A 25,973-nucleotide genomic window follows, 5' to 3' on the forward strand; every position below is an offset into this window, starting at 1 on the left:
CTGTCAGCGGCGACGCCGGAAGTTATTGGTCGCCCTGAATTACTTATCGATAATCGAATTATTTTTTTTGAATCAGGGGAGTACGAAGTGAGTAAAATCAATAGAGCGAAGTCATTGAGTGTTGCAGGTCTTGTCGGTCTGGGGATGGTCTGTGCAGCGGGCTCCTCGGCCGTGGCCCAAGAGAAGGTCGACATGACCGAGTTCGTGACCGCCGATCAGATCGTCGCGCCACCCGCCGAGCCGACCTATGAGCCGATGCTGTCGCTGAACGCCGGCGCCGCGCTGACCCAGAATAAAGACGTGGTCGGCGCGATCGACGGCGTCTCCACCCTCTTTAGCCTGGGCATCTCCGGTGGGCTTCTGTACTCCAACGGAAACCATACCTGGAAAAACAGCCTCACCGTCGATGAGAGCTGGGCGCGCACGCCCGCGCTGGAGCAATTCGTTAAGAATAACGACCAGTTCGAGATCGAAAGCCTCTATAATTATTTCGTGCTGGACTGGTTTGGACCCTTCGCGCGTCTTTCGTTGAACACCGCGATTTTCGACACCGAGATCGTCACGGCGGAGCCGGTCGTCTACGACATCACGCGCCTCGACGGCAGCGTCGACACCCAGACGGCCACGAGCCTGAAGTTGGGCGATTCGCTTGAGCCGCTGTCGCTCAACCAGTCGATCGGCCTGTTCGCCGAGCCGATCCGAAGCAAGCCGCTCACCTGGAAGCTGCGCATTGGCGCGGGCGCGCGTGAGACCTTCGCCGAGGGCGTGCTCGCGGTGAACGATGACGCCGATACCGCCAATGTCGTCGAAGTCATCGAGCTCGACAACGTCTATCAGGCTGGTCTTGAGGCGTTCACCGGCGCCGAAGGCCGCTTTGACGGCGGACGCTTCACCTACGCCGTCGGCGGAACCGCGCTGATGCCGTTTTTGAACAACGATGACCAAGACCGTACCGCGGTCGACCTGCTCCGCTGGGGCTTGAAGGCCGACGTCACCGTCGCCGTCACCGAGTGGATGGGGCTTAATTACGGGCTGAAGATTCTCAATGACCCGCAATTGCTCGACGCCGTTCAGATTCAAAACAACCTGCTTCTGACCTTCAAATATACCTTCATCGAGCCGGATTCGAAGGATCTGACGCCGTCCGAGAAAGCTGCTGAGCTTCGCAAAGAGGCTGACGAGGCCGAAACCAAGGCCAAAGAGCTGCGCGAGCAGGCGATCGAAGAAGACAAGAAGGCCGAGGAGTTGAAGGCCGCCCGACGCGCCAAACTCAGCGCGTTGAACAAAAAAGCCGTCCAGGACGCCGAAGCCGAGCGCGACGCGATGGCTGCTGAGGCCGCTGCCGCGAAAGAAGAAGCCGCCAAAGAGAAGGCCGAAGCCGAGAAAGCCAAGGAAGAAGCTGCCAAGGCAAAAGCTGACGCTGAGAAAAAAGAAGCCGCTCTCGCCGAAGCAAAGGCTGAAGAAGAGAAGGCAAAAGCTGAAGAGGCCAAGAAGAAAGCCGAAGAGGCCGAGAAGGCCGCTGCTGAGGCCAAAGAGAAGGTCGAAGGAGCCGCTGGCGAGAGCGCCGAGAACACCGCCGTTGAGGGTGAGTCGGCTCCCGCCTCGGAATAAGCCAACCCGCTGGTTTGCTTATGCGGCGATAATATTTGGTGACCGATCGAAAATGAAGATCCCGGTCTCCCGCGCCCAGAAAGACCCGCCCCGAGATCATCGGGGCGGCCCATCTGGGTGTGTTATATAGTTCAATGTTTATTTATTTTTTGGAGCGTAATTTATGGAAGATCTTCTTAAAGAGTGGGGCGTTAGTCCCGAAATCTTCAGCATGGCCATTGATTGGGGCATGCGCATCATCGGCGTCATCGTCATTCTCTTCGTGGCGTTCGTGCTCGCCAAGATTCTGCAGTCCAAGGTGCGCGATCGCCTGGAGAAGTCGAAGGTCGACAAGACCCTCGCTCGCCTGATGGGCACGCTGGTTCGCTGGGTCATCCTGATCCTCGCGTTTATCGGCTGCCTGGGGCTCTTCGGCATAGAGACCACCAGCTTCGCCGCCATTATTGGTGGTAGTGCATTGGCCATTGGTTTGGCGTTCCAGGGAACCCTGTCGAACGTGGCAGCCGGCGCGATGTTGCTCGTCTTCCGCCCCTACCGCGTTGACGATTGGGTCACCATTGATGGCGTCAGCGGTACCGTTTATGAGTTGGGTCTGTTCACGACCACGCTCGATACGCCTGCTGGCACCCGCTATATCGTGCCGAACACGAAGGCATTCGGCACCACCATCGAGAACGTCTCGATTCTGCCGGAGCGCCGCGTTGAGATCCCGGTCGGCGTTGGCTACGACGCCGATATCGATCAGACCCGTCAGGTCCTGATGGACGCGGTCTCCAAACTCGACCATATCGTCGGTGAGCCGATGGTCGTTCTGTCCGGCCTGGGCGGCTCCTCGGTGGATTGGAAGGTCCGCGTGGTCTGCAAGAACGAGCATTTCTGGGGACTTCACGAGGATATCATTCGTGCGATCAAGATCGCCCTGGATGATGCCAATATCGACATCCCCTATCCGCATCTTGTGGTGGATGGTGTGGGCAAAGATCAGTAAGGTGGCATAGACGATGCTCCTTTAAGGCCCGGTGCATATTTGCACCGGGCCTTTTTATTGATGGACTCATGAACTGTTAGAAGTTGGTCATAGCGTGAATAAGCCTCAAGAAACGAACGCGCCCTGCGCCGAAAAATCGCCTCTAAAAAAGACGGATTCGCGCCCCATTGGTGTCTTTGACAGCGGCGTAGGCGGGCTGACCGTGATGCGCGCGGTGAGTGAATTATTGCCCGATGAAGATATCATCTATCTCGGGGATACCGCGCGCGTCCCCTACGGCAATCGCGCCGCTGAGACGGTGCGCCGCTATGCGCTTAACGCCACGGATCTGCTGGCAGAGCGCGGGGTTAAGGCGATCGTGATCGCCTGCAATACCGCGACCTCCTACGCCCTCGACGCCGTGCGCGCCCACCATGACGCGCCGGTGTTCGGCGTGATCGAGCCGGCCGCGCGCCGGGCGGTCGGCGCGACGAAGTCCGGGCATATCGCGGTCATCGGCACGCGCGGCACCGTGCGCAGCGGCTGTTATCCGGCAGAGATCGCGCAGATTGGCAAAGATTTAGTGGTGCACCAAAAGGCGTGTCCGCTCTTCGTGCCGCTGGCCGAAGAGGGCTGGACCGAAGGTGGGGTGCCCCGAGAAGTCGCGAAGAAATACCTGGAGGAGTTTGCGGGCGCCGAGGTGGATACGATGATCCTCGGGTGCACGCATTATCCGCTGCTGCGCACGGTCATCGCCCAGGCGCTGGCGGACGCCGGCGCCGGCCCGATCACGTTGGTCGACTCCGCCGAGACGACCGCCCACGAGCTGCGCGCACACCTGAGGGAGCAGGGTCTGTTGCACCCCGAGCGCGCCGATAAGGACGCGTCCGCGAGGCGCCTGCACTTCTTGCTCACCGATTTCCCCGACGGCTTTCAGGTCACCGCGGAGCGCTTCTTTGGCGGGCCGATCGGCTCCTTTGAGCACGTCGATATTCCGGTGGGCGCCGACCCAAAGCCTTAGGCCATCGACTCGGCGCATTGGATGATATCGCGCGCGATGTCGCGCCCGGTCGCCGCTTCGATCCCTTCAAAGCCCGGCGAGGCGTTGACCTCGATGACCAGCGGCCCGCGCGAACTTGGCAGGATATCGACGCCGGCCACGCGCAGGTTGAGCGTGGCGGCCGCGGCCAGCGCGATCTCGCGGGTCGCGTCGTCGACCTTGATCTTGCGCGTGCTCCCCCCGCGATGCACATTCGCCCGGAACTCGCCTTCTTTCGCCCGCCGCTCCATGGCGGCGACCACCTTGCCATCCACCACAAAAATACGCTGATCGGCGCCATCGCTGTCGGCGATAAACTCCTGGATCAGCACGTCTTCGCGCAGGCTCCACAGCGCCTCGAGCGTCGAGACCGCCGACTCGATCGTGTCGACCTTGATGACGCCAACCCCTTGCGTTCCCTTGAGTAATTTGAGGATCGCCGGTGGCCCGCCGACGCGTCGAATGAGGTCGGCGACGTCTTCGGGTTCTTTGCTCTGCACGCACAGCGGGGTGCGCACGCCGGCGGCCGCCAATTGCTGCAGGGAGTGGACCTTATCGGCGGCGACCATGGTGCCAAACGCCGAGTTAAGCACCGGGATGCCCTGCAACTCGATCTGGCGCAGCAGCGTGAGCCCCCAAGAGCTTGAGCCGCCGCCGATCCGCGGGATCACACAGTCGAACCCCTCCAGGCTTAAGCCGTCGCGGTCTGTCGCCAGGGCCGCTTCGCTGCTCTTTGGGAAGATCGAGATGGCACATTGGTGGGGGTTAATTACCCGCATATCATGATTTCTACGCCGCCCGACTTCGGCGAGCCGCGCGGTGCTATAAAGCGTGCGACCACGCGACAAAATAGCGATTTTCATCTTCGCCCTCACAACGATAGCGATGCGTTATTCCGGTTTAATGACGGGCAATAGAGGCCCTTATCCGGAGAGGTTCTGCCACAAAAAGATCAAAAGTAGAATCAGCACGAAGCTGCCGAGGGTCGCGACGAGCGCGGACGCGATCGACGTCGATTTGGCGGGGGGCTCCGGTGGCGCCGGCTCGGGCGGGCGGGCGAAGGTTGAGGAGATATCTGCCGGGGGGGAGTTTGGGGCGAGTGATTGCCCGGCGGCAATCTGTGGCGTCGGTGGGTTGGCAGCTGGGCGCTTGAATTCTTCGAAGTCCGGCAACTCTCGCACGCAGGTGTCGGCGGTATCTGAGACGAAGTCTGGGCTGGAGTCTGCGCCGAGGGCGGCCGCGGCGCCCAGGATATCGGCGCTGCTTGGCTCAACGAGGCGCTCAAACTCCGCCAGGGCGACCTCGGCAGATGGGTAGCGATCGAATGGCGCCTTGGCGATCATTTTGGCCAGCCAGGGTTGCCAATTCTCGGGGCAATCCGAGACATCGAGCGCTTCGGGGCGCAGCAAAATGGCCAGGGCCTGGTTTTGTTTGCTCGCGTTGATTCGTTCTTTGCCGGTAAGCCATTCGGCGAGCACCAGGCCCAGGCTGAAGATGTCGGCGCTGGGCTCGGCCGGGTCGCCCACCACGATCTCGGGGGCGCAGTAGCGCGGCGTTCCTAAAAAGCCGCCGCCCCGGGTCTTGACCAGCGTGACCCCATCATCGTCGCTCTCGTAGACGGTGTCCTGGGCCTTGGCGATGCCAAAGTCGAGCAACTTCGCCTGCTCGGCGTCCGCATCTTGGGAGTTCACGAGGATGATATTCTCGGGCTTTAGATCGCGGTGGAGCACGCCCTTGGCGTGCGAGGCGATCAACGCCGAGAGCAGTTGGCGAGCCGCGCGCGCGACCCGCGCCGGCGCGGCGACGCCCTGGGCGACCAATAATTGGTCGATCGATTTCCCTTCGAGCAGCTCCATGACGATAAAGAGGCCGTCGGGGCTCTCCTCGACCGCGTGCACCCCGACGATATTGGGGTGTTCGATGGCGTCGAGAATTTCGGCTTCCTGGCGCAATCGGGCCAGGGCGTCGGGATCTCGGTTGGCCGCGTTGGCGCGCAAGATTTTGATGGCCACGCGGCGCCCAAGCTTCGTATCTTCGGCCGCGAAGACCTGCCCGAACGCACCGCTGCCCAACTTCTCTTCGAGCCGGTAGCGCTCCGCGAGGAGGTATCCGGGCATCAGCGAGCTGGCGGGTGATTGGTCCAATTCGTTTTGGGGGCTCAGCTCAGACACCATCTTCTGTATCGCAAAAATAGATTAGGCAGGACATTGGAAACAAAGACGGGCGAGCATCGGGCGCTGGGCCGGCCCGGTTGCTCGGGCTCAAACGGCGCAGGTTCAACGGGATGCACATCGCGCGCATCGACTGGGCCAGCATGGCCCGTATTGTATTGAGTTTCAAGATATCATTATTGCGATCGGCTTGTCGCGCCTGCTTTGCCATGCGCGCGGCCGGGGCGCCCCGCGCGCTAAAAATTTGCTCCCCCTGCCCGACGCGATATGATGCGGAGCCCGCCGTGTTTTCAAAGAGCCTCCAGCGCATTCGGCTATCGGGGTGCTGTATTGTTGACCATGTTGGCGAAACCGTGTTATTTCCTAAAGCGGCAATATCACGCTTAATTTAAGCGCAATCGCGGCCCTTAATTAGTGGGTCAATGCTGCCATTCATTCGTTGCAAGGAGTCTGCATGAGTCCGACGGTTCTGGTCGTCGATGACAGCCGAACAATTCGCAAAGTTGTCGAGATGGCACTTAAAGCGAGTCCTTTTGAGGTCTTGGGTGCGTCGAACGCACGCGAGGGTATGCAAGCCGCTCAGCGGTTGCCGGCTGTTATTTTACTCGACTATTATATGCCCGACGCGAGCGGCTACGAAGTCTGCCGCGCGCTCAAAGGGAATCCGTCCACCGCGCATATTCCCATTGTGATGCTCGGCGGCAATGCTCGCCAGTTTAGCGAAGTGGACGCGCGCCAGGCGGGTGCTGATGACGTGGTGATGAAGCCGTTTTTGACCGACACGCTGGTCAGCGCGATTGAGCGTTTGGCCGACGGCCAGGTCACCTCGGCGGCGCCGACGCCGGCGCCGGCCTTCCAGCCGCCCAAGCCCGTCGCACCTGCAGTGGCGCCACCGGCTCGTCCGGCGCCGCCACCCTTCGCGACCAAACCACAACCGCCGACCCCGCAGCGCCAGCGCGTTGAGACGCCGACGCCGGAACCCCAGCGCGTCGAGCCCTCAGGCCCGCAGCGCATTGAGCAACCCGCCGCGGCGAGCGCGCCTGCCCAGCCGCGCACCCCGGCGACCAGCACCCCTGGGCGCCTTGGCGGGAGCCAGCCGCGCATCGCGACCCCCGACGTTAACGCGTCGACCCGCGCCCAAGACGTTGCCGCGAGCGCGCCTGTTGCGCCCTCAACGACCAGTGACTCCGGAGTCTCTAATATCGGCATGAGCCGTGCCGAGATCGAGACCGTGGTCAAGGAAGAAGTCCAGAACGCGGTCAAAGAGCAGCTTCCCGGGCTCCTTCGCACCGTTATGGGCGAAGTCTTCCAGAAGAAGGTTCTGCCGAAATTGGTCGAGCATGGTGAGCAGCGGGTTAATTCGATCGTTGAGAATAGCCTCAACGAGAAGATCGCCGACGTTGTGCGCCTTGAGATTGAAAGACTGCTCGCCGAAGACTGAGTCTTCCCGAGTATGAAGATTGTGAAAAGCCCGCCATCTATTTGGCGGGCTTTTTTTTGTCTAACGGGGGATTTGAGCAGGAAATTTGCTCATTCGTCCAGATGTATTACACTGGAGCCTATTACCCAGTGAGGCCATATGGCGAAGGACCCACATTTAGACTCTCGCACACTCGACCCGGGGACGGTCGTGATGGGCCGTTATGTGGTCGAAGAGAAGATCGCCGAAGGTGGAATGGCGTCGATTCATCGAACCTTCGACCGAAAGACCGGCCGCTATGTGGTGCTCAAGGCGCTCTATCCCTTCTATTGTGAGCAGCCGGTGGTGTGCACCCGCTTTCTCGATGAGGGGCGCATCCAGCGCTACCTTGCCCACCCCAATATCATCGACGTCTTTGATATTGTGGAGACCTCGCCGCTTGCGATCATCATGGAATATATCCAGGGGCCGACCCTGGAGGACTACCTCGCCGAGCGCGGCCCGCTGAATACGTTGGAGTTGCTGAATTTGATGCTCCCGGTGCTCAGCGCGGTGGGTTTTGCCCATCGCAAGGGGATCATTCACCGGGATATTAAGCCCTCCAATATCTTGCTCAAGGAGACGGACGCGGCGCTGGTGCCGAAGGTGATGGACTTCGGGGTCGCCAAAGTTGTGCGCGGCCAGGATCTCACGGCCGATGGGACCACCGTCGGGACGCTTCATTATATGAGCCCCGAGCAAATCGTTGGGTCCAAGGGGATCGACGGGCGCGCTGATATCTACAGCCTGGGGGTCACCCTCTATAAGCTATCCACCGGCGAGGTGCCGTTTAACGCCGCCACCGAGTTCGCGCTGATGATGGCCCAGGTCGAGGCGGCGCCGACCCCGCCGCGCCAACTTCGCCCCGAGATCCCCGAGGCGCTCGAGGCTATCATCTTGCGCACGCTGGCCAAAAAGCCGGAGGGGCGTTTTCAGAATATCGGCGAGTTGACCGGGGCGTTGCTCGAGCTGAAGCGAAATATCGAGGCCGGCGACAATAGCGACGATACCCTGACGTTGCGGTTTTCAGACGAGCTATTGCTCCACGCGATGATGGCCAATGAGGTCGCCGTTGACCGAACCAGCGAGCTCAATATTCTCGAGAGCGCCGAGCTGGCCAATTTGATCGTGCGCACCTCGTCTGAAGGCGAGACGATCGAGCTTGATATGCCCGGCTCCTCGGAGCCGACGATGCAATTGGACCGCGCCCGGTTGAGAGCGAAGATGCGCGCCGACCGGGACGAGTCGCTTGCGCTTCACGGCGACGACTTGCTGCGCATCCAAGAATCCGGGGCCGACACGAAGGACACGCGTCCGATCGAATTGGAGACGACGCGGGAGCAGAATAGTCCGGATTCGCGGGCATTTACGCGTCCTTTCACGCGCCGCAAGGTGCCGGGTGCGCCAGCGAAGGCCGCGGAGGCGAATGCGCTCGCCGCGTCCGACGACCCGACCACCGAAGCGCCGCGCCCGCCGGATCTGCACGCCTCCGGGGCCCACGCGCGTGGGCTGTTGGAGGAGTCTGCCCCAGGCACCGCCGAGCCCTCGGCGCGTCTCAGTGATTCGTTTTACGAAGTCGATCTGTCCGCGCGGGTTTCGCGTGAGCTGGAGGTGCCACGGCGCACTCCGCATACGCCGCAGCGCGCCGCTCAGCCACACGGGCCCCGGCGCGCCACGTTGCCCATGGGGAGCGGCGGAAGCGGTGCGCCGAAGATCGGCCCCGAAGATATCGTCGATGGTTTTAATAGCCCGGAATTTGCCGAGCTACGCGCCCGCGCCTCCGGCGGGCATTCACAGACCAAATTGTCGCGCGACGAAGTCCTTGAGGAGTTCGGCCGACAACTTCAATCCGAGCCGCCCGCGAAAAAAGAGGCGGTCTCGACCTTGCTACGGGTGCTCATCGGGGTGTTGCTCGTCTTATTTGTTGGCCTGCTGCTGGCGCTGGCCTGGAGCCTTCTGGGCAAATAAGGGCGCCGGGCGCTTGCTCACCACCCTCCACGCAAAAACGGGTTGAGCTTCTTTTCGCGGCCGATGCTCGTCTCGGGGCCGTGTCCTGACAGCACGCGGGTGTCGTCGGGGAGTTGCTTCATGCGCTCGAGCGATTTGCGCATCGCGTTGGGATCGCTGCCGGGAAGATCGACGCGGCCCATGCTGCCTGCGAAGAGCACGTCACCGCTGAGCACCAGCGCGTGCTCGGCGAAATAGAAGGCCACGCTGCCCGGGCTATGCCCCGGCACAAAGATCACCTCACACTCCAATTCGCCGACTTTGATGCGCTGCCCGTCGCTTAGTTCGTGCTCATAGTCCGGCAGCGGCTCGACCTGAATGCCAAAGCGCATGCCCTGCTGGGGCGCGACTTGCCACATGAATTGGTCGGCGGGGTGCAGGTAGATCGGGGCCTGGGTGGCGCGCTTGACCTCGGGGATCGCCGCGACGTGGTCGATATGGGCGTGGGTCTGCAAGATGCTCTCGATCGTAAGTTCGTGCTTCTCGGCGAGCTTGAGCAACCGGGCGGCGTTGCCCCCGGCGTCGACGATCGCGCCGCGGCGGGTTTTGGTGCAACCGATCACGTAGACGTTGGTCTGCAGCGGTCCGACGACAAGCGACTCGACGATCATGTTCGAGGCGCCCTGGGGATTGTCTGTGCTCTCAGTATTTGTGCTCATAAAAACCTCTCTAGGACGATTAAACTCGGGATCACATCGTCTTCTTAGCCAATTCGACGCAGCGCGCATAGCCCTAAATCCAGGCGGGTAGCGCCGATCGGGCCGACTGAATCCTTGACTGTTAGGGGGCGAATGTTAGTCTTAGGGCTGGTCGGTGCCTAAACTTGTTAGGGATCTTCCGACGCACCCGCTCCGATGACCATCGTGCGAAATCAATGGTGAACTTTTGTAGTTGATGAGGACTCGAAGGTCGCCAGTTATTGACTCGCCCCAAGCATTTCCCTTGCTGATTTATGGTTCGTCGCGATAAGTGGGGCCGCGAATGTATAACACTGGATTCAGAATGGCGTTTTTGCAGCGAAAAATACGAACGCAAGGCGCGGCGCGCGCGGGGTTGATCTTGCTGGCGGCGACATGGCTGGCGGCCTGCTCGACCGAGGAACCGTTGCCGCAGGTGGAGGTCGACAATCCTCCGGTCGCCGAAGAAACCCGCGCGGGCACCTTGCTCGCCGAGTACGCCTCGCCGCGCGCGGCGGGCGTGAGCGGTGTGCGGGTTCACGCGCAATTTTTGGACGTTTATGGGATCCATTACGCCCGCGCGCTCGAAGCACTCGAGGTGTGGAGCCCCGACTATGAGCTCGACCTGGATGCCTGCAGCATGCACTCCGCACGGGCGGTGGAGTCGGGGCGAAATGGCCAGATTCGATTGGAATTGCTGGACGTCGGCCCGATCACGGTGCACGGGCCTGATGCGTCGATTCGCCTCGAAGCCCGGCGCCTGCCGGATCTTCTGAGCGCCTTCTCCGGTGTTATCTATGGCACCGAGCAGGGGCTCGGCACCGAGCCGCTTCGCGTGGGCTATCACTCCGGCGCGCGCTATGATTTCAGCGCCCCGGGTCAGACGGAGAGCGCCGGATTCTCGGTGGCGATGCGCGCCCCCGAGCCGATTCACATCACACGCGTTGGCGCGTACGACGCGGCCAATGGCCCGCGGGTTGGCGTGAGCTTCGGCGAAGATCTCAATATCCAGTGGCGCTCCTCTATGGAGTCAACTGGCGCGCAGCTCGACGAGGCGCAAGCCCTGGCGTCTTCGGGCGAAGACGTATTTTTGCGCATCTCGGCAGGGTTCGGCCCCGATCGCCCACGCCTGAGCTGTCGCGTTGAGGATGACGGGACGTTCACGCTGCCGGCCGCGCTGATCGAGCAGCTCGTCGATGATTCAAACGAATTGCAATTGTCGCTGCGCCGCGTCAACGCCAAGAATATCGAGATCGACGGCCTCGACTCCGCCGAGTTCGTCTTCTCGGCGGTCGATGAGCTCACCCTCGTCGACACCCAGCCTTAATCCGAGAAATCTCCTCGGTCTAAACTGTCATTTCTAACTTTTTACTCGTCTTCGGTTCACCGATCGCGCGATATCGTATAATAGGATATCGCGCGACGCAGAATTCGAACGATTTTTTCAATATTTAAGGACGTCCCAATGCGTTTATCAAATTTGTTCATGCCGACCCGTAAAGAAGACCCGGCCGATGCCGAGGTCGTGAGTCACAAACTTCTGGTGCGCGGCGCGTATATTCGCATGGTCACGCGCGGGATCTACGATTTCCTGCCGCTCGGGTGGAAGTCGGTCCGAAAGATTGAGGCGATCATCCGCGAAGAGATGGATCGCGCGGGCGCCCAAGAGGTGCGTTTGCCCGCGGTTCAGCCCGCTGAATTGTGGGAAGAGTCCGGCCGTTGGCAAGAATACGGCCCGGAGCTGCTGCGCTTTAAGGACCGCAAAGGGTCGGAGTATTGCCTCGGGCCGACCCACGAAGAGGTCATGACCAACCTGATCCGCAATGACGTCGGCAGTTACAAAGACTTGCCGCTGAATCTGTATCAGATTCAGACCAAATTCCGCGACGAAACCCGTCCCCGCTTCGGCCTGATGCGCGGGCGTGAATTCATCATGAAGGACGCCTATTCCTTCGATATCGATGAAGAGAGCGCGAAGGTAAGCTATCAGCAGATGTATGACGCCTATCAGCGTATCTTTGACCGCCTGGGCTTTGAGTACGCCGCGGTTGAAGCCGATAGCGGTAATATCGGCGGGTCGCTCTCGCACGAGTTCCAGGTGCTGGCGGAGACCGGCGAGGACGAGATCGTGCGCTGCGTTGAGTGTGACTACGCCGCCAACGTCGAGAAGGCCGAGACGCGCCCCACCGAGGTGAGCGAAGCCACCGGCGAGCAGCTTGAGATGGCCACCGTGGATACGCCCGGGGCGAAGACGATCGAAGAGATCAGCGCGTTCCTCGATGTTCCCGCGTCCAATTGCGTCAAGACGCTCCTCTTCCACGTGGCCGACCAGACGGTCGCGGTGCTGGTGCGCGGCGATCATGTCGTCAACGAGATCAAGCTGACCGCGTTCCTGCGCGAGCAGCTCAAGGTCGACGCGGCAGCCAAAGAGAATAAAGAAGACGCCAAGCCCTTCGAGCTGAATATGGCCTCCGACGCCCAGGTGAAGGCCGCCACCGGCGCGCCCGTGGGCTTCGCCGGCCCCGTGGGGCTTGAGATTCCGGTGTTCGCCGACCTCGAGGTCCAGGCGCTGTCGAATTTTGTCGTGGGCGCGAACGCGGCCGACAAGCACCACACCAACGTCAATCACGGGCGCGACTTCGAGGTCACCGCCTTCGCCGATCTTCGCCTCGCCCAGGCCGGCGACCTCTGCGCGCGTTGCGGCGGCACCTTCGAGAGCCATCGCGGCATCGAGGTGGGTCACGTCTTCTATCTTGGCACCAAATACTCCGACGCCATGGGCGCCGGCGTGCAGGACCAGAATGGAAAGATGCAATCGCTTAAGATGGGTTGTTACGGCATCGGCGTGACTCGAATCCTGGCCGCTGTGGTCGAGCAGAACCACGATAAGAACGGCATCATCTGGCCGATGGCGATCGCGCCCTACCAGGTGATCGTCCTGCCGCTGCAGATGAAGAACGAAGAGGTGATCGAGGCCGGCGAGAAGATCTACGCCGAGCTTCAGGATGCGGGGATTGACGTGTTGCTCGACGATCGCAAGGCCGGCGCCGGTTCGAAATTCAAGGACGCCGACCTGGTCGGTATCCCGGTGCGCATCGCGATTGGCTCGCGTGGCCTCAAAGAGGGCATGGTTGAGGTGAAAGTGCGTAGCGCTGCCGAGAATGAGGATATCCCGCTGGCCGACGCCGTTGAGTATATTAAGACGCTGGTCGCCCAGCAGAGCTAAAAAAGTTGTCCGCCCACCATCCGCCGGCGCCGCGAGGCGCCGGCGGTGTCACGCCTGCCCGATTTTAGTTTCAAAACCCTGGTCCGAGACCTCATGTATATTTACGGCATTCATCCCGTCGAAGAGCTCCTGCTTACCGTGCCCGAAAAGGTCCTCAAAATCTTTTGTGAAGACCCCAGCGCCACTAAATTCGCCGAGATCCGCAAGATCGCCGAATCGCACGGCATGAAATTCGTCCACGCGGACGCTGACGAGCTCGATCACATCGCCGAGGACGGCAACCATCAGGGCGTCGTGGTCCACACGACGCCTTTTGAGTACGATTCACTCGACAATATCCTGCGGATGAACGCCAACGAGAGCCGCGCCTGCGTGATGGTGCTCGACCAGATTCAGGATCCTCAGAACCTCGGCGCGATCATCCGCAGCGCGGTCGCCCTGGGCGTCACGGGGATCATCATACCCAAGCGCCGCGCGGCGAGCGTGACGCCGGCTGTGGTGCGCGCCTCGGCCGGTCAGGCGCTTAAGGTGCGCGTGGCGATCGTCACCAATATCGCCCAGACCCTGGAGAAGCTGAAGAAAGAGGGTTGGTGGACCGTGGGCGCCGCCGCAGGTGAGCAGAGCACCGATCTCTGGAAGATCGACTTCGATATGAAGGCCGCGCTGGTGATGGGCAGTGAGCATCAGGGGCTGCGGCGCCTCGTCGCGGAGAAGTGCGACTTCCAGGTGCGCATCCCGATGGCCAGTGGCGTCGATAGCTTAAACGTCGCATCTGCTGCCTCGATCATGCTATACGAAGTACGCCGACAATGGGCCGCGCGCTAAGCGAAGATCCGCGCCGCTTCATGCGGAGGGGCCTCAGATAACGCGCAAACGGCCCCTCCGAAAATTAATTGAAATTTTTACTAAACAAAATGCAAAAACATCTTGACACACCACCGGACCATCAGTATTAGTCTGCGTCCGCTGGCGGTGCCGGGCGTCCGAATAAAACGCTCGAGCAAAAGAGCGGAGACGCTCCAACGCTGGCGTAGCTCAACTGGCAGAGCAGCTGCTTTGTAAGCAGCAGGTCGTGGGTTCGAATCCCACCGCCAGCTTCATCTGTGAAGGTGCGGATGAGATACAATTTGAGAGGTGGGGTTCCCGAGCGGCCAAAGGGACCAGACTGTAAATCTGGCGGCTTCGCCTTCGAAGGTTCGAATCCTTCCCCCACCACTAAACGAAAGCAGCTCCTGGCAGAGAAATCTGCGGGGAGTCTTTCAAGCAAAGATTGCTTCGGCAATCTGTGCGGGAGTAGCTCAATTGGTAGAGCATCAGCCTTCCAAGCTGAATGTCGCGGGTTCGAGCCCCGTCTCCCGCTTACGGCCTGTTTCACTGAAATAGGACGTACGCACGAAGCACCTACAAAGTTGTTTCAAAAAGCCTCAAAATGCCTCTTGATTTCTTATAAAAGGCAGGTTAATAGAGGCGGCGAGAATGAAGCATCCTGGAGTTTCCGCTGTGCAAGCAGCGTTTGTGCCCTTGTAGCTCAGGCGGTAGAGCACTTCCATGGTAAGGAAGGGGTCACCAGTTCGATTCTGGTCAAGGGCTCTTTGATGTTTTACTCTCAGCCCATCTCGCCCACAGCGGGCGGGGTGGGACTGAGCGACTCTGTAGAGTCGCTCATTTTTTTAATGAAATTGAAATCAGGCGTTCGAGTGCGCTTTAGCCAGATTACGGCACGCGACCGAATGACCGAACATCAACAAATCAAGTCGTAGTGACACCGCTCTTTAAGGAGTCGAAAGATGGCCAAAGAAAAGTTCGAAAGAAATAAACCGCATCTCAATATCGGCACGATCGGTCACGTCGACCACGGCAAAACCACGCTGACCGCGGCCATTACCCGCGTCATGAGTGACATCAACGGCTCCAACTCGAGCGTTGACTTCGACAAAATCGACAAGGCTCCCGAAGAGCGCGAGCGTGGTATCACCATCTCGACCTCGCACGTTGAGTACGAGACGGCCAACCGTCACTACGCTCACGTCGACTGCCCGGGCCATGCTGACTACGTCAAAAACATGATCACCGGTGCTGCGCAGATGGACGGCGCGATCCTGGTCGTCTCCGCCGCTGACGGCCCGATGCCGCAGACCCGCGAGCATATCCTTCTTGCTCACCAGGTCGGCGTCCCCGCCATCGTCGTCTTCTTGAACAAAGCCGACATGGTCGACGACGAAGAGCTCATCGAGCTGGTCGACATGGAAGTTCGCGAACTTCTCGACAAATACGACTACCCGGGCGACGACACCCCGATCATCCCGGGTTCGGCTCTCCTCGCCCTCAACGGCGAAGACAGCCCGCTCGGCGCCGAAGCCATCGTCAAATTGATGGACGCCGTCGACGAGTATATCGAAGAGCCGGAGCGTGAGACGGACAAGCCGTTCCTTATGCCCATCGAGGACGTCTTCTCGATCTCGGGTCGTGGTACGGTCGTCACCGGTCGCATCGAGACCGGTATTGTGAAGGTCGGCGAAGAAGTCGAGATCGTTGGTCTCACCGAAAAGCCCACCAAGACCACCGTCACCGGTGTCGAGATGTTCCGCAAATTGCTCGACTCGGGTCGTGCAGGCGAGAACGTTGGCTGCCTGATTCGTGGCATCAAGAAAGAAGACGTCGAGCGCGGCCAGGTTCTGGCTAAGCCCGGCTCGATCACCCCGCACACCAAGTTCGAGGGTGAGGTCTATATCCTCAAGAAAGAAGAGGGTGGTCGTCACACGCCGTTCTTCGACGGATATCGCCCGCAGTTCTACTTCCGCACAACGGATATCACGGGTACCGTGCATCTTCCGGAAGGATCCGAGATGGTTATGCCTGGCGACCGCGTCACGGTTACCGGCGAACTGATTAACCCCATCGCCATGAGCGAAGGTCTTCGCTTCGCTATCCGCGAAGGTGGACGTACGGTCGGCGCCGGTGTTGTCACCAAGATCATCGAGTAAGAAATAAATACACCGCGCCGCGAGTTGATACTCCAAAGGGGGCGTCTCTCGCGGCGCGGCGTATTTTTTAGGCCACTGGCTCAATTGGTAGAGCTCCGGATTCCAAATCCGGCGGTTGGGGGTTCGAGTCCCTCGTGGCCTGTTGCAAACAAACCGCCTGTGGTGGTTTGCCGCATCGTGTCGGGCACCCGCCCTTTTCACAGATCGATTGAGGATCATGGACGTTTCCCGTTACGTAAATCTGGTCTATTTTGGCATTGCCATACTCGCCTTCACCATCTTCGATAAGTCATTAATTTGGCTCTGGGAGAGTGTTGACGCGTTGCGCCAGGTTTCGATCGTGGGCGACGCCATCACCTTATCCACATTGATCGCGATCGGCTTGACCGTCGCGTTGGTGCTCTATCTGTACAAACGCGTAGATATCCGTCGCTACTTCAGCGAGGTTATCATCGAGCTACAAAAGGTAACCTGGCCGAACTGGTCGCAGACCAAGCGCTCCACGGTTATCACGATCGTCTTCACCGTAGTCTTGAGCGTGTTTTTGTGGGGTTCCGATCAATTGTGGAGCAAACTCACCACGTGGCTTCTCACCAACCCTGGCGTGTAACCCATGGCGAACGAAGAAGAGAAGCGCAAAGAATGGTTTATCGTCCAGACGTTCTCGAACTACGAGAACAAAGCCAAATTGGCTCTGGAGCTTCGCATCGAGGCGTCTGAGCGCGCCGATGATTTCGAAGAGATCTACATCCCGACCGAGACTGTGGTCGAGATGAAGAACGGTAAACGACGCGAGCGCACCGAAAAATTCTATAAAGGCTACATCTTTGTTAAGATGTTCCTCGACGACGAGACCTGGCATATCGTGAAAGATACGCCCAAGGTTGTCGGCTTTGTTGGTGGCACCCAGCGCCGCCCGATGCCCGTCTCCGAGAAAGAAGTCAAAGGTATTGAGGAGAAGATCGAAGAGGGTACCCTGCGCTCCGAGACCGCCTACAGCTTCAGCCAAGGCGACAAGGTCCGGATCACCGAGGGCAACTTCGCAGACTTCACCGGCACGATCGAAGAGGTCAACGAAGAGAAGGAGAAGCTCAAAGTCTTCGTCGAAATCTTCGGGCGTCCGACCTCCGTGGAGTTCGACTTCGACCAGGTCGAAGAGACAGACGAGTAAACATCGGCTGATAGCCTCGAGTATTAAAGGAGCGCCGAATCGAAAGATTCGGCGCTTTTTTTATTCGTAGCGACGTCAGGCGTAACAATTTCCAAGAAACCCTCATCACTGCGTTTGCGTTTTTAGGCGCCATGATGTACTAGCCCCACTCCCGACTTGTTTGAGTCGGGATTTAATTTTGCGAAGCGCGCAGGAGTCGACACCCTTGCGACGTATACTGCGCCGCTCGTACCTACGAGTCTGAAACGAGGTGAAAAGATGGCTAAGAAGAAAGTAACAGTGATCAAGCTGCAGTGTCCTGCTGGCAAGGCGAATCCGTCGCCGCCCGTCGGCCCCGCGCTCGGTCAGCACGGCGTCAATATCATGGAATTCTGCAAGGCGTTCAACGCGCGTACGCAGGATCAGCCTGGTATGATCATCCCGGTCGAGATCACGGTCTACGCTGACCGTTCCTTCGACTTCATCACCAAAACTCCGCCGGCCCCCATCCTGATTCTCAAAGAGTTGGGCATCCAGAAAGGAAGCGGCATTCCGAACCGTAAGAAAGTCGGAACGCTGACCTGGGAACAGGTCAAAAAGATCGCTGCGATCAAACTTCCCGATCTGTCCACCGATGATATTGAGGCCGCTGCACGCACCGTCGAAGGTACGTGTCAGTCGATGGGCGTCAGAGTCAAACATTAATCCCGTTTTTTGACGGAGGAGTTTATCCATGGCACGCCACGGAAAAAAATATAACGACGCTGCAAAGCAGGTCGACCCGCTTAAATTGTACGGGCTTGACGAAGCGATCGCGTCGGTCAAAGAGCTGAGCTCGACCAAATTCGACGCGTCGATTGACGCCGCGATCAACCTCAACGTCAACCCGCGCCACGCAGACCAGATGGTCCGCGGCTCCTTGCTGCTTCCGCACGGTCGCGGCAAGCAGACCACGGTTGTGGTCTTCGCCAAGGGCGAGCACGCAGCGGCGGCTGAGGCAGCCGGAGCTGACTTCGTCGGCGCCGACAACATCATTCAGCGCATCACCGCTGATAACTGGACCGACTTCGACGTCGCCGTTGCGACGCCGGACATGATGGGCCAGGTCGGACGTATCGGTCCGATCCTCGGACCGCGTGGGTTGATGCCCAACCCGAAGAGCGGCACGGTTACCTTTGACGTCGCCAAGATCGTCAAAGAGCTCAAAGCAGGTCGTGTGGAGTTCCGCGTCGACAAGGCCGGTATCATCCACCTCTCCTTCGCGCGCGTCAGCTTCGACGAGCAGAAGATCAAAGAGAACCTGGAAGAGGTAATCAGCACGCTTGCGCGTCTGAAGCCCGCCAGCTCCAAAGCGCCGTACTTCCGCAAGATCAGCATCAGCTCGACGATGGGCCCCGGCTTCAAGCTGGACACCAACTTCGCTCGCGAAATGCTTTAATAGGTAGGGGTTGGGCGTTTTTGGCGAAACTTCGCCAAAGACGCTTGACCTCGACCTCGAAGTGCCCTAGTAAGGCCGGGTCGAGTGGGACTCCCGCTTGACCCGGCATCGCCTGGCCGGAGAATCACCGGGCGAAAAGAAGATACCAGCCGCGTCGAAGAAGCAGGGGCCAACGAGTTCGCTCGAAGGCTTAATAAGATAACCCCGCGGAGACGTTAACAACATAGATTTACCGTCTTAGCTGCGCACCGTGCGCTTAAAACGGTTTCGTGTTCGTTGACCTCCTCCGTTGATTCGGCTGGGGGTTTTTTAATGGACTCACCTTCATGTTTAGGAGTTGCCCGTGAGACGCGCACAAAAAGAAGATGTTGTTGCAAAACTGCGCGACGAATTCGGTCAAGCCAAATCGATCATTCTCACCAGCCACGCTGGGATCAAAGTGAATGAGGTTAACGAGCTGCGCAGCCAGTTTCGCGCAGAAGGCGTAACCTATTCCGTGGTCAAGAATACTCTCGCTAAACGTGCTCTGGAAGGCACCGACATGGAAGTCCTCGCGGACTCCTTCTCCGGTACCACCGCCATCGCATATAGCTATGAGGACGCCGTATCGCCCGCGAAGATCGCGAGCAAATACGCCGAGAAGAATGATAAATTCGTCCTGAAGGGCGGATACCTCGACGGCACTGTGCTGGACGCCGATGGGGTCGATCAACTGGCGAAAATGCCCACCAAAGATGAGCTTCGCGCGACGCTTCTGCGCACGTTCATTGCCGGGCCGACCAATTTCGTTCGCCTTCTCAATGCAGTACCGACCCAGATGTTGCACTTGCTCAATGCGCGCAAGAAAGACATCGACGAAGCCGCTTAATTCGCGGTTTTGGATCGTTTCGAAATTTTCAAAAAACATGCCCCAAACTGATATCGGGGCGATATCCTTAGGAGTCTAAAAATGGCTGACGTTACAAAAGAGCAGGTCGTTGAGTTTTTGAGCAACTTGAGCGTCATGGAGATCAGTGACCTGGTCACCGAGCTCGAGGACAAATGGGGCGTCGAGGCTTCGGCTGCTGTCGCTATCGCTGCTGGCCCGGCCGCTGGCCCGGCTGCTGCTGCTGAAGAGCAGACCGAATTCGACGTCATGCTCACCAGCTTTGGCGCCAAGAAAATCCAGGTCATCAAAGCGGTTCGCGAGATCACCGGTCTCGGCCTCAAAGACGCTAAAGACCTCGTTGAAGGCGCCCCGGCTGCCATCAAAGAAGGCGTCGACAAAGACGAAGCTGAGAAGATGAAAGAGTCGCTTGAAGCTGCTGGTGCTTCGGTTGAACTCAAGTAAGTTCGCTTCATTGGCGCCGGGTTTCTCGAAACCCGGCGCTCATGGGCACGCTTCGAGAAAGGCGGCCTCGGGATTTATCCCGGGCCGCCTTTCTCTTTTCTTGGGCTCAAGTTTCGGGTTGGATAGGGGGGCGCGAGGCTCGATACGGAGGCGAGCCGTCCATTGCGCGGTAGTGCGCGAGGGGCGCGTTATTCGACGGCGTCGATCGAGGCGGGGCGCGGCTCGGAGGAGTCCATCTTTGACTTCGACGCGGGCGCCGCGCGCTCGCGGGCGCGTCGCATCGGGCGGCTGTTGAGTTGGGTGTCCAGGCGCGCGATCTCGGCGGCGATCGCGCTGGATTTATAACCCGAATAGCGCTGACGCAGTTGCTCGTAGGTGTCGAGGGCGCCGCTGGGGTCGCCGCTGGCTTCCTGGGCGCGCGCTTTAAACTCCATGGCCCGCGCCTTGTCCTGGGCTGAGGCGTTTGGCTCCCCCAGGAATGCATCCACGCGGGTGGTCGTCTCGCCGTAATTTCCGCTGGTGAAGCTTTCGGCGATCGCGTCGATCTCCGAGGGTTCGGGCGCGTCTTTTTTGCTCTCGGCGGCCATCGGTGGTGCGTCAGAGTCGGCCGCGCCCAGGGACGCAGCGCCGCCGGCGCTCGCGCTGTCGGTTTCGAGCATGGCGATCTCTTCGGCATCCTCGGCTGACTTCTCGGAGGTGCTGGCCCGCGCCGCCATATTGTCGGCAAAGATATCGATCACCTGTTCGGAGCCGCCGCGTTTGGCCGGGGCGCTGGGGGCAGACGTTGCCCTCGGCGTCGGGGCCGGTTTCGCGGCGCCGCGGGACGCGGACTTCGTAGGCTTCGCCTTTTTGTCGGCGCTCTCACTCTTGCGCTCCGCCGGAAGGGCGTCGGCCGCACGGCCGCGATAGCTCGGCGCGGCCAAGCCCTTCGGTGAGGGTTCCTGCTCGTACTCGGTATTGAGCGCGAGTTCGCTCTCACCGCGGCCAAATCCCTCGGGCGTCCCCTGCTCGTCCGAAGCTTCTTCTTTCTCGGCGAGTTCTGCCATCGCCGGGGCGCCTGCTTCGGGCGCCGGGGGCGTCGCGGCCTGCGGTGGGCCGTCAAACGTGACCTCAGAGACGACCGCCGAACTTGCCTGCTCGAATCGCTCGTCGGGGGTCGGGCGGGTCATGACAAACGCCACCCCGGCCACCAGCAATACCGTCGCCGCCAGCGCCACCTGGCGGGCTGTGTCGATGGGCATACGCGCCCAGAATGGCTTCGCGCCGCCCGAGGCGTGCGGGTGCTCGGACTCCGGGACGCGTGGCTTGCGCGCCGCCGCCGCTCCGGCGCGTGAGTGCGGAGACGCCGCAGCCGGCGCCGAGTGGTGGGCGCGCGCCGCGTCCATGATCGATGCGTGGACCGTGGCCGGGACCTCTTCGACGAGGTCTTCGGCGCGGATCAGCCCAAGCATCGCGTCGAGGTCTTCGAGCTCTTTCGCGCGGTCGGCCGACAATCCCGCTGCGTCGAGCAGCGCACGGCGCTCCGCCTCGTCGAGCTCACCCAATTCATCTGGGTAGAGTCGCTCGAGGAGCCCCGGTTCTAATTGTGGCTTATCGACAGCCATGGTCCATTTCCTTTGCGGCGTAGCGCTGCTGCGAAATAAGGTCTTCGAATTGCTCCACGCTCATTGCGGGTGCAGGTGCGTCAGGTCCTCGGTAGCTTAAACGTAACAATCGAGCGTTGGATCTAATTCGTCGAATAAATCGGCGGTGTACTTCAGTCCGAGAGGGCAACATTTCGCTCCTCCTCTTGGTCAAAACTATGGTCGAGATAATCGGCGAGGTGCCCGCGGAGGGCCTCCAGCGCGTAGCGCATCCGGCTTTTCGCGGTGGGCACTTTGCAGCCGACCGCCTCGGCGATCTCCTGGAATTTAAGCCCCGAGAACTCGCGCAGGACGAAGACCTCGCGCTGATCTTCGGGGAGGGTTTCCAGGGCTGCCATTAGCTTTTCGCGAAACGCCTGGCGCTCGTACTCGACGCCCGAGGCGGTCGCGCGTGGGTCGGCCAAGCGCTCGACCAGGGCGGGGGCGTCGGCGTCTTTGCCGGCGGGTTGATCCAGCGAGGTCTCGTCGACGCGGTTTCGCTTGCGGGCCTTATCGACGCATAGATTGCGCGCGATCGTATAGACCCAGGTGGTGAATTTTGCCGAGGGTTCGTAGCGGTCGGAGGCCTTGATGACCTTGAAAAAGACCTCCTGGAGGATCTCCTCGGCGAGCTCGCGGCGCCCGCAACTGCGCAGAATATAAAAGTAAAGGGCGCGCTCATGGCGGCCCACTAACTCTTCGAACGCCGCGACGTCGCCCCCGGCGTAGTCCAGCATCAATTGCTCGTCGCTGCGCTCTTTAGGCGTGCCAGCGTCCCCACCGCTCTTCGTGGCTTTGCGCAGTAGTTTTTTGGCGATCGCCAGGAGCATCGGTGTGGATCTCGGGGGCGGGCCGGCGCCCTGGGGTGGGCGCCGGCCGCGTCAGGTGATTATTTGGACAGGTTCGCCGCGACCTCGGAGGCGATGGCGCCCACGGTGGTGGCTTCGCCCCAGCCCGGGACTTGCTGGCGATCAGATTTAAGGGCGTCGACGTCCGCGGCCAAGTCGGTGCTCTTAAAGACCTCGGCGCATTTTAGGCCCAGGACGCGCGCTGGCCAGCGCGCGCTCTCGAGGCCTTTTTTGAGCTCATCGCTGACATCGGTGGTGCCGGCCTTGGCCATCTTCGCCTTATAGAGCCCGCAATAGCCGGTGGCTTCTTTTTTGAAGCCCTCGGAGTCCTGTCCAGGGTAGGTGTCCATCTCGACCGGCAGGGCGGTGCTCACGAAGGTGAAAGCGGGCTTGCCGAGGACCTCGCTGATGCGGTCGGCGGCGACCCAGCGGATCTGGCCGCCGCGCTTGCCGATGAGGTCGCTGAAGAACGGCGCGGCGCGGCGGTCTTGGACGCGAACCAGCGCGTCCATCGCGGCGTCGATCGTTCCGCCCGAGGATTCCGGGTCGTTGATCATCTTCTTGAAGAGCGGGGCGAGCTCCGCGCGGTTGGTCGCCATCACCGCGCCGTTGAGCGAGGGGGTGAGCTTCGGGTAGTCGGCGTTGGCGCGCTCCAGCAGGATCAACGCGGCCTTTTCCTGGGTGGCGTCGTCGCCGCCGCGGGCGATCATATCAGCCGGGCGATGCGGCTCGATCGCGACCTTCAACCAGTCCAGGAGTCCTTTATTCCCGGCCTCGCCGGCGTATTCCGCGATCTGGTTGAGCTTCACGTTGCCGAGCTGGTTGCGAAGTTGCCAATCCGCCGACATCCACTCGGCGAGGATCTTCTGGAGCTTCTCTTTCTCTGCGCCTTCGGCGAAGGGGATCAGGAAGAACGCGGCGTCTTTTGCCACCACCGACTCAGACGCGCCGACCTTCACCGCGCCCTTTTCCTCGTCGGCCTCGCTGATCTTCGGGTAGTCGTTGGCCGCCCACATCTTCTCGACGGTCGGCACGACGGCGGCGACCATTTCGGCGCGAAGCTTCGTGTCGGCGACGCCCTCAAGGGTCGGCTTAAGCTGGTTGACCTGGCCTTCTTCGATGAGAATCTCGACGGCGCGAATACGCACGTCGCGCGGTTCCTCATCACTCTGGGCCCACTCCTGCATCTTTTGCATGCCGCCTTTGGCGGTACGCCACTGCTCCAGGTCGCCGGGCTTGCGCTCGCAGCCGAGGCTCGCGACCAGCAAAAACACGAGCAATACCGATAACAATCCGCGCTGACGTCCGATACGAAACATCGAGGTCTTCATAAATTAAGCCATTCTTAAGAAAAGTAGGAAGTTCTTACCGGGGCATCATAAGGTGTGAGGTTGCCTGTGCGCAATCCCCTTGCGCGATTCAGACGCGAAACCGCCCCGCTTCTTGGTGGGCGTGTCCCAATTCGGCCAGATGAATGAGGTGGGCGAGCAGGCTGCGCGCGGCGAGGGGCCACACGGTGACCGGGAGTTCTTCGTAGACCTCCGGGACCAGGTCCGCCGGGGTGACCGACTCATAATTGGCGGTCGGCCCGCCGGTGAGGCTGGTGAGCACGGCGAGGACCTCGGCTTCGCGGGTCTGGCGGTGATTGAGATAATAGGTCAGCAGCGGCTCGGGCGCTTCGATTGGCGAGCCGTGGGCGGGCAAAAGGGTGCGGGCCTTGAGCGCGCGCGCGCGCTCAAGGCTCTCCAGATAATCGCCCATATGGCCGTCGGGCGGGTTGATGACGATGGTGCCCTCGGAGGCGACCAGGTCGCCCACCAGCAGGGAGTTGCTGCGCGGGTGGTGCAGGCAAAGATGGCCCGACGCGTGCCCCGGCGTGTGCAGGCATCGCAGCGAATCCGCGCCGAGTTCGATGTGCTCCTCGTCTTCGAGGAAGCGCTGAACATCGATGCGCGGGAGCTGCTCCGAGGTGATGCGGTGCGCCCAGACGGGCACGCCGAATTGTGCGCGGAGCGCCTCGACGCCGCCGATATGATCGCGGTGTTGATGGGTCAAGACGATGGCGACGAAGTTGCGCCCCGCGGCGACCGACGCCTCGACCACCTGGCGCAGGCGCTCCTGCTCATGCGCGTCTTTGCTGCCGGGGTCGATGACCACAAAATCGGCGTCCCCCACGATATAGCAATGGGTGTGAGTGGCCGGGGGGAGCGTGTCGGTTTTGAGCAAGACGGTGCGGATGCCCGGGACGATGTCGGCGGGGTGCGGCGGGTTTTCAGACGTCATGGAGGGACCACTTATAACTTGAATGCGTATAAATTTCGGGAGGGCGCTTTTAGCTCAGCGCCCGAACTCGGCGGCGAGTCGCGCGGCGCCCAGGACGCCGGCGTCGTCGCCGAGCTCTGGAGAGCGAATCTCGAGGTCGTCGCGCGCGGTTTCTAGCACCAGCGCCGGGATCTTGCCGAGCAGGCGCGCGCGGAAGTCTGCGAGATTATCGAGCACGCCGCCGCCAAGCAAGAGCACCGAGGGGTTGAGCAGGGTGCAGGCGTTGGCGATGACCACCGCGAGGTAATCCGTGGCGATTTGCCAGGACTTGTCGAAGTGGGGCTCGCCGGAGGCCGCGAGCTGGTCGGCGGCCTCCAGGTCGGCCAGCGGGCCGTCGCCCTCGCGCAGCACGTCTTCGAGGCAGTTATATGTTGCGATCTCAACGGCGCGTTGCTCCAGGTGAAGCCCGCCGGCGTAGGCTTCGACGCACCCGCGCTCGCCGCAGCCGCAGAGTAGCCCGCCCGGGCTGACCTTGGAGTGGCCGATCTCGCCGGCGTTTCCGCCCGCGCCGAAGAAGAGCCTGCCGTCGGTGAGGATGGCCCCGCCGACGCCGGTGCCCACGTAGACCGCCAGCACATTTTTGGCGTCGCGCACCGCGCCCGCGCTATGCTCGCCCCACAAGATGGCGTTGAGATCGTTGACCATGCGGGTCTTCGGCGCGCCGAGGTCACCTTGCAGGGCTTCGCGCAGCATCGCGCCGAAGGGGACATTTCGCCAGCCGAGGTTCGGGGCGTTGAGCACGGTTTGGCCGCTGCGGTCGAGCTGGGCCGCGATGCCCACGCCCACGCTGGCCAGGGTGCCAGGCGCGATGCCCGCCTCTTTGCAGGCGCTCAGCAGCATCTCACACATGGTCTCGACTACCGCCTCGGGCGCCGCGCCGCGCGTGAGCCGGCGTTGCTCGGCGATCGGGCGCCAATCTTTTCCATATAATCGCACGCGGGCGTTGGTCCCGCCGATATCAAAGCCGGCAAATCCTTTCATAGCGTTCTCACCCGGTCGTTATTTGCGTGATATTCGCTCAGAATAAATGGGTCTCTTTGAATATGCGTGCATCCCATCGACTTGCAATCACCGCCCGAAGATCGAAGAAGCCGCTCCAGCGCATGGCGTCGGAGCGGCTTC

At 60.8% G+C, this 25,973-nt stretch carries 23 protein-coding genes and 5 tRNA genes; 20 read left to right on the forward strand and 8 right to left on the reverse strand.

Annotated features, from left to right (window positions below; genetic code table 11):
• Nucleotides 1-87 precede the first annotated feature (87 nt).
• The 3 genes from DN745_RS17905 (at nucleotide 88) to murI (ending at nucleotide 3,599) form a co-directional block, all read left to right on the forward strand.
• The gene (locus DN745_RS17905; RefSeq protein ID WP_133621890.1) at nucleotides 88-1,611 is read left to right on the forward strand and encodes a DUF3078 domain-containing protein; all 1,524 of its coding nucleotides are present in this window, start codon (nucleotides 88-90) and stop codon (nucleotides 1,609-1,611) included.
• Between the two features lie 163 nt (nucleotides 1,612-1,774).
• On the forward strand, nucleotides 1,775-2,599 hold the full coding sequence (locus tag DN745_RS17910) for a mechanosensitive ion channel family protein (protein ID WP_111337068.1): 825 nt from the start codon (nucleotides 1,775-1,777) through the stop codon (nucleotides 2,597-2,599).
• 94 nt (nucleotides 2,600-2,693) lie between these two features.
• Nucleotides 2,694-3,599, forward strand: coding sequence for a glutamate racemase (murI, locus tag DN745_RS17915; protein WP_111337070.1), 906 nt, complete (start codon nucleotides 2,694-2,696; stop codon nucleotides 3,597-3,599).
• On the opposite strand, the gene DN745_RS17920 is transcribed toward murI, so the two are convergent.
• Both DN745_RS17920 and DN745_RS17925 read right to left on the reverse strand, forming a co-directional pair.
• Nucleotides 3,596-4,480, reverse strand: a complete 885-nt coding sequence (locus DN745_RS17920) for an ATP-grasp domain-containing protein (RefSeq protein ID WP_111337072.1) — start codon at nucleotides 4,478-4,480, stop codon at nucleotides 3,596-3,598. The two genes, murI and DN745_RS17920, sit on opposite strands and share 4 nt — an antisense overlap.
• Nucleotides 4,481-4,540: 60 nt before the next feature.
• Nucleotides 4,541-5,791, reverse strand: coding sequence for a serine/threonine-protein kinase (locus tag DN745_RS17925; RefSeq protein ID WP_111337074.1), 1,251 nt, complete (start codon nucleotides 5,789-5,791; stop codon nucleotides 4,541-4,543).
• Between the two features lie 451 nt (nucleotides 5,792-6,242).
• Between DN745_RS17925 and DN745_RS17935 the strand changes: the two genes are divergently transcribed.
• Both DN745_RS17935 and DN745_RS17940 read left to right on the forward strand, forming a co-directional pair.
• A complete protein-coding gene (locus DN745_RS17935) occupies nucleotides 6,243-7,229 on the forward strand; it encodes a response regulator (protein ID WP_111337078.1) in 987 nt (328 codons plus the stop codon).
• A 138-nt stretch (nucleotides 7,230-7,367) separates the two neighbouring features.
• Nucleotides 7,368-9,215 (forward strand): serine/threonine-protein kinase, encoded by a 1,848-nt coding sequence (locus tag DN745_RS17940; protein WP_111337080.1) that lies wholly within the window; start codon nucleotides 7,368-7,370, stop codon nucleotides 9,213-9,215.
• A 17-nt stretch (nucleotides 9,216-9,232) separates the two neighbouring features.
• On the opposite strand, the gene DN745_RS17945 is transcribed toward DN745_RS17940, so the two are convergent.
• Nucleotides 9,233-9,913, reverse strand: a complete 681-nt coding sequence (locus DN745_RS17945) for an MBL fold metallo-hydrolase (protein WP_162687773.1) — start codon at nucleotides 9,911-9,913, stop codon at nucleotides 9,233-9,235.
• A gap of 343 nt (nucleotides 9,914-10,256) precedes the next feature.
• Here DN745_RS17945 and DN745_RS17950 point away from each other — a divergent pair, with 343 nt between their 5' ends.
• The 15 genes from DN745_RS17950 (at nucleotide 10,257) to rplL (ending at nucleotide 20,059) form a co-directional block, all read left to right on the forward strand.
• Nucleotides 10,257-11,258, forward strand: a complete 1,002-nt coding sequence (locus tag DN745_RS17950) for a hypothetical protein (RefSeq protein WP_111337084.1) — start codon at nucleotides 10,257-10,259, stop codon at nucleotides 11,256-11,258.
• A gap of 138 nt (nucleotides 11,259-11,396) precedes the next feature.
• The gene (locus DN745_RS17955; protein WP_111337086.1) at nucleotides 11,397-13,157 is read left to right on the forward strand and encodes a proline--tRNA ligase; all 1,761 of its coding nucleotides are present in this window, start codon (nucleotides 11,397-11,399) and stop codon (nucleotides 13,155-13,157) included.
• A 45-nt stretch (nucleotides 13,158-13,202) separates the two neighbouring features.
• Complete coding sequence (gene rlmB / locus DN745_RS17960; protein ID WP_133621889.1) at nucleotides 13,203-13,982, forward strand: 23S rRNA (guanosine(2251)-2'-O)-methyltransferase RlmB; 780 nt, start codon at nucleotides 13,203-13,205, stop codon at nucleotides 13,980-13,982.
• A 199-nt stretch (nucleotides 13,983-14,181) separates the two neighbouring features.
• Nucleotides 14,182-14,254 (forward strand) — tRNA-Thr (locus tag DN745_RS17965).
• A gap of 36 nt (nucleotides 14,255-14,290) precedes the next feature.
• A tRNA-Tyr gene (locus DN745_RS17970) sits at nucleotides 14,291-14,372 on the forward strand.
• Nucleotides 14,373-14,444: 72 nt separating this feature from the next.
• Nucleotides 14,445-14,517 (forward strand) — tRNA-Gly (locus DN745_RS17975).
• Nucleotides 14,518-14,674: 157 nt separating this feature from the next.
• Nucleotides 14,675-14,747, forward strand: a tRNA-Thr gene (locus tag DN745_RS17980).
• A gap of 197 nt (nucleotides 14,748-14,944) precedes the next feature.
• A complete protein-coding gene (gene tuf / locus DN745_RS17985; RefSeq protein WP_111331316.1) occupies nucleotides 14,945-16,141 on the forward strand; it encodes an elongation factor Tu in 1,197 nt (398 codons plus the stop codon).
• Nucleotides 16,142-16,210: 69 nt separating this feature from the next.
• A tRNA-Trp gene (locus tag DN745_RS17990) sits at nucleotides 16,211-16,283 on the forward strand.
• A 75-nt stretch (nucleotides 16,284-16,358) separates the two neighbouring features.
• A complete protein-coding gene (secE, locus tag DN745_RS17995; RefSeq protein ID WP_111337090.1) occupies nucleotides 16,359-16,751 on the forward strand; it encodes a preprotein translocase subunit SecE in 393 nt (130 codons plus the stop codon).
• A 3-nt stretch (nucleotides 16,752-16,754) separates the two neighbouring features.
• Complete coding sequence (gene nusG / locus DN745_RS18000) at nucleotides 16,755-17,312, forward strand: transcription termination/antitermination protein NusG (RefSeq protein WP_111337092.1); 558 nt, start codon at nucleotides 16,755-16,757, stop codon at nucleotides 17,310-17,312.
• A gap of 258 nt (nucleotides 17,313-17,570) precedes the next feature.
• The gene (gene rplK, locus DN745_RS18005) at nucleotides 17,571-17,996 is read left to right on the forward strand and encodes a 50S ribosomal protein L11 (RefSeq protein ID WP_111337790.1); all 426 of its coding nucleotides are present in this window, start codon (nucleotides 17,571-17,573) and stop codon (nucleotides 17,994-17,996) included.
• A 28-nt stretch (nucleotides 17,997-18,024) separates the two neighbouring features.
• Nucleotides 18,025-18,729 (forward strand): 50S ribosomal protein L1, encoded by a 705-nt coding sequence (rplA, locus tag DN745_RS18010; RefSeq protein ID WP_111337094.1) that lies wholly within the window; start codon nucleotides 18,025-18,027, stop codon nucleotides 18,727-18,729.
• Between the two features lie 343 nt (nucleotides 18,730-19,072).
• Entirely contained in the window at nucleotides 19,073-19,597 is a 525-nt protein-coding gene (gene rplJ, locus DN745_RS18015; RefSeq protein WP_162687774.1) for a 50S ribosomal protein L10, read from the forward strand.
• Between the two features lie 81 nt (nucleotides 19,598-19,678).
• On the forward strand, nucleotides 19,679-20,059 hold the full coding sequence (rplL, locus tag DN745_RS18020) for a 50S ribosomal protein L7/L12 (protein ID WP_111337097.1): 381 nt from the start codon (nucleotides 19,679-19,681) through the stop codon (nucleotides 20,057-20,059).
• A gap of 188 nt (nucleotides 20,060-20,247) precedes the next feature.
• Here rplL and DN745_RS18025 read toward each other — a convergent pair whose 3' ends face one another.
• From DN745_RS18025 to DN745_RS18045, 5 genes are all read right to left on the reverse strand, one after another.
• Nucleotides 20,248-21,663 (reverse strand): hypothetical protein, encoded by a 1,416-nt coding sequence (locus tag DN745_RS18025; RefSeq protein WP_111337099.1) that lies wholly within the window; start codon nucleotides 21,661-21,663, stop codon nucleotides 20,248-20,250.
• 152 nt (nucleotides 21,664-21,815) lie between these two features.
• Complete coding sequence (locus DN745_RS18030) at nucleotides 21,816-22,511, reverse strand: RNA polymerase sigma factor (RefSeq protein WP_111337101.1); 696 nt, start codon at nucleotides 22,509-22,511, stop codon at nucleotides 21,816-21,818.
• A gap of 59 nt (nucleotides 22,512-22,570) precedes the next feature.
• Nucleotides 22,571-23,860, reverse strand: coding sequence for a hypothetical protein (locus DN745_RS18035; RefSeq protein WP_111337102.1), 1,290 nt, complete (start codon nucleotides 23,858-23,860; stop codon nucleotides 22,571-22,573).
• A gap of 88 nt (nucleotides 23,861-23,948) precedes the next feature.
• Complete coding sequence (locus DN745_RS18040) at nucleotides 23,949-24,812, reverse strand: MBL fold metallo-hydrolase (RefSeq protein ID WP_111337104.1); 864 nt, start codon at nucleotides 24,810-24,812, stop codon at nucleotides 23,949-23,951.
• Nucleotides 24,813-24,866: 54 nt separating this feature from the next.
• The gene (locus DN745_RS18045) at nucleotides 24,867-25,832 is read right to left on the reverse strand and encodes an ROK family protein (protein WP_111337106.1); all 966 of its coding nucleotides are present in this window, start codon (nucleotides 25,830-25,832) and stop codon (nucleotides 24,867-24,869) included.
• Nucleotides 25,833-25,973: the final 141 nt, after the last annotated feature.

The organism is Bradymonas sediminis (genome assembly GCF_003258315.1).
GTDB classification, from domain to species: domain Bacteria; phylum Myxococcota_A; class Bradymonadia; order Bradymonadales; family Bradymonadaceae; genus Bradymonas; species Bradymonas sediminis.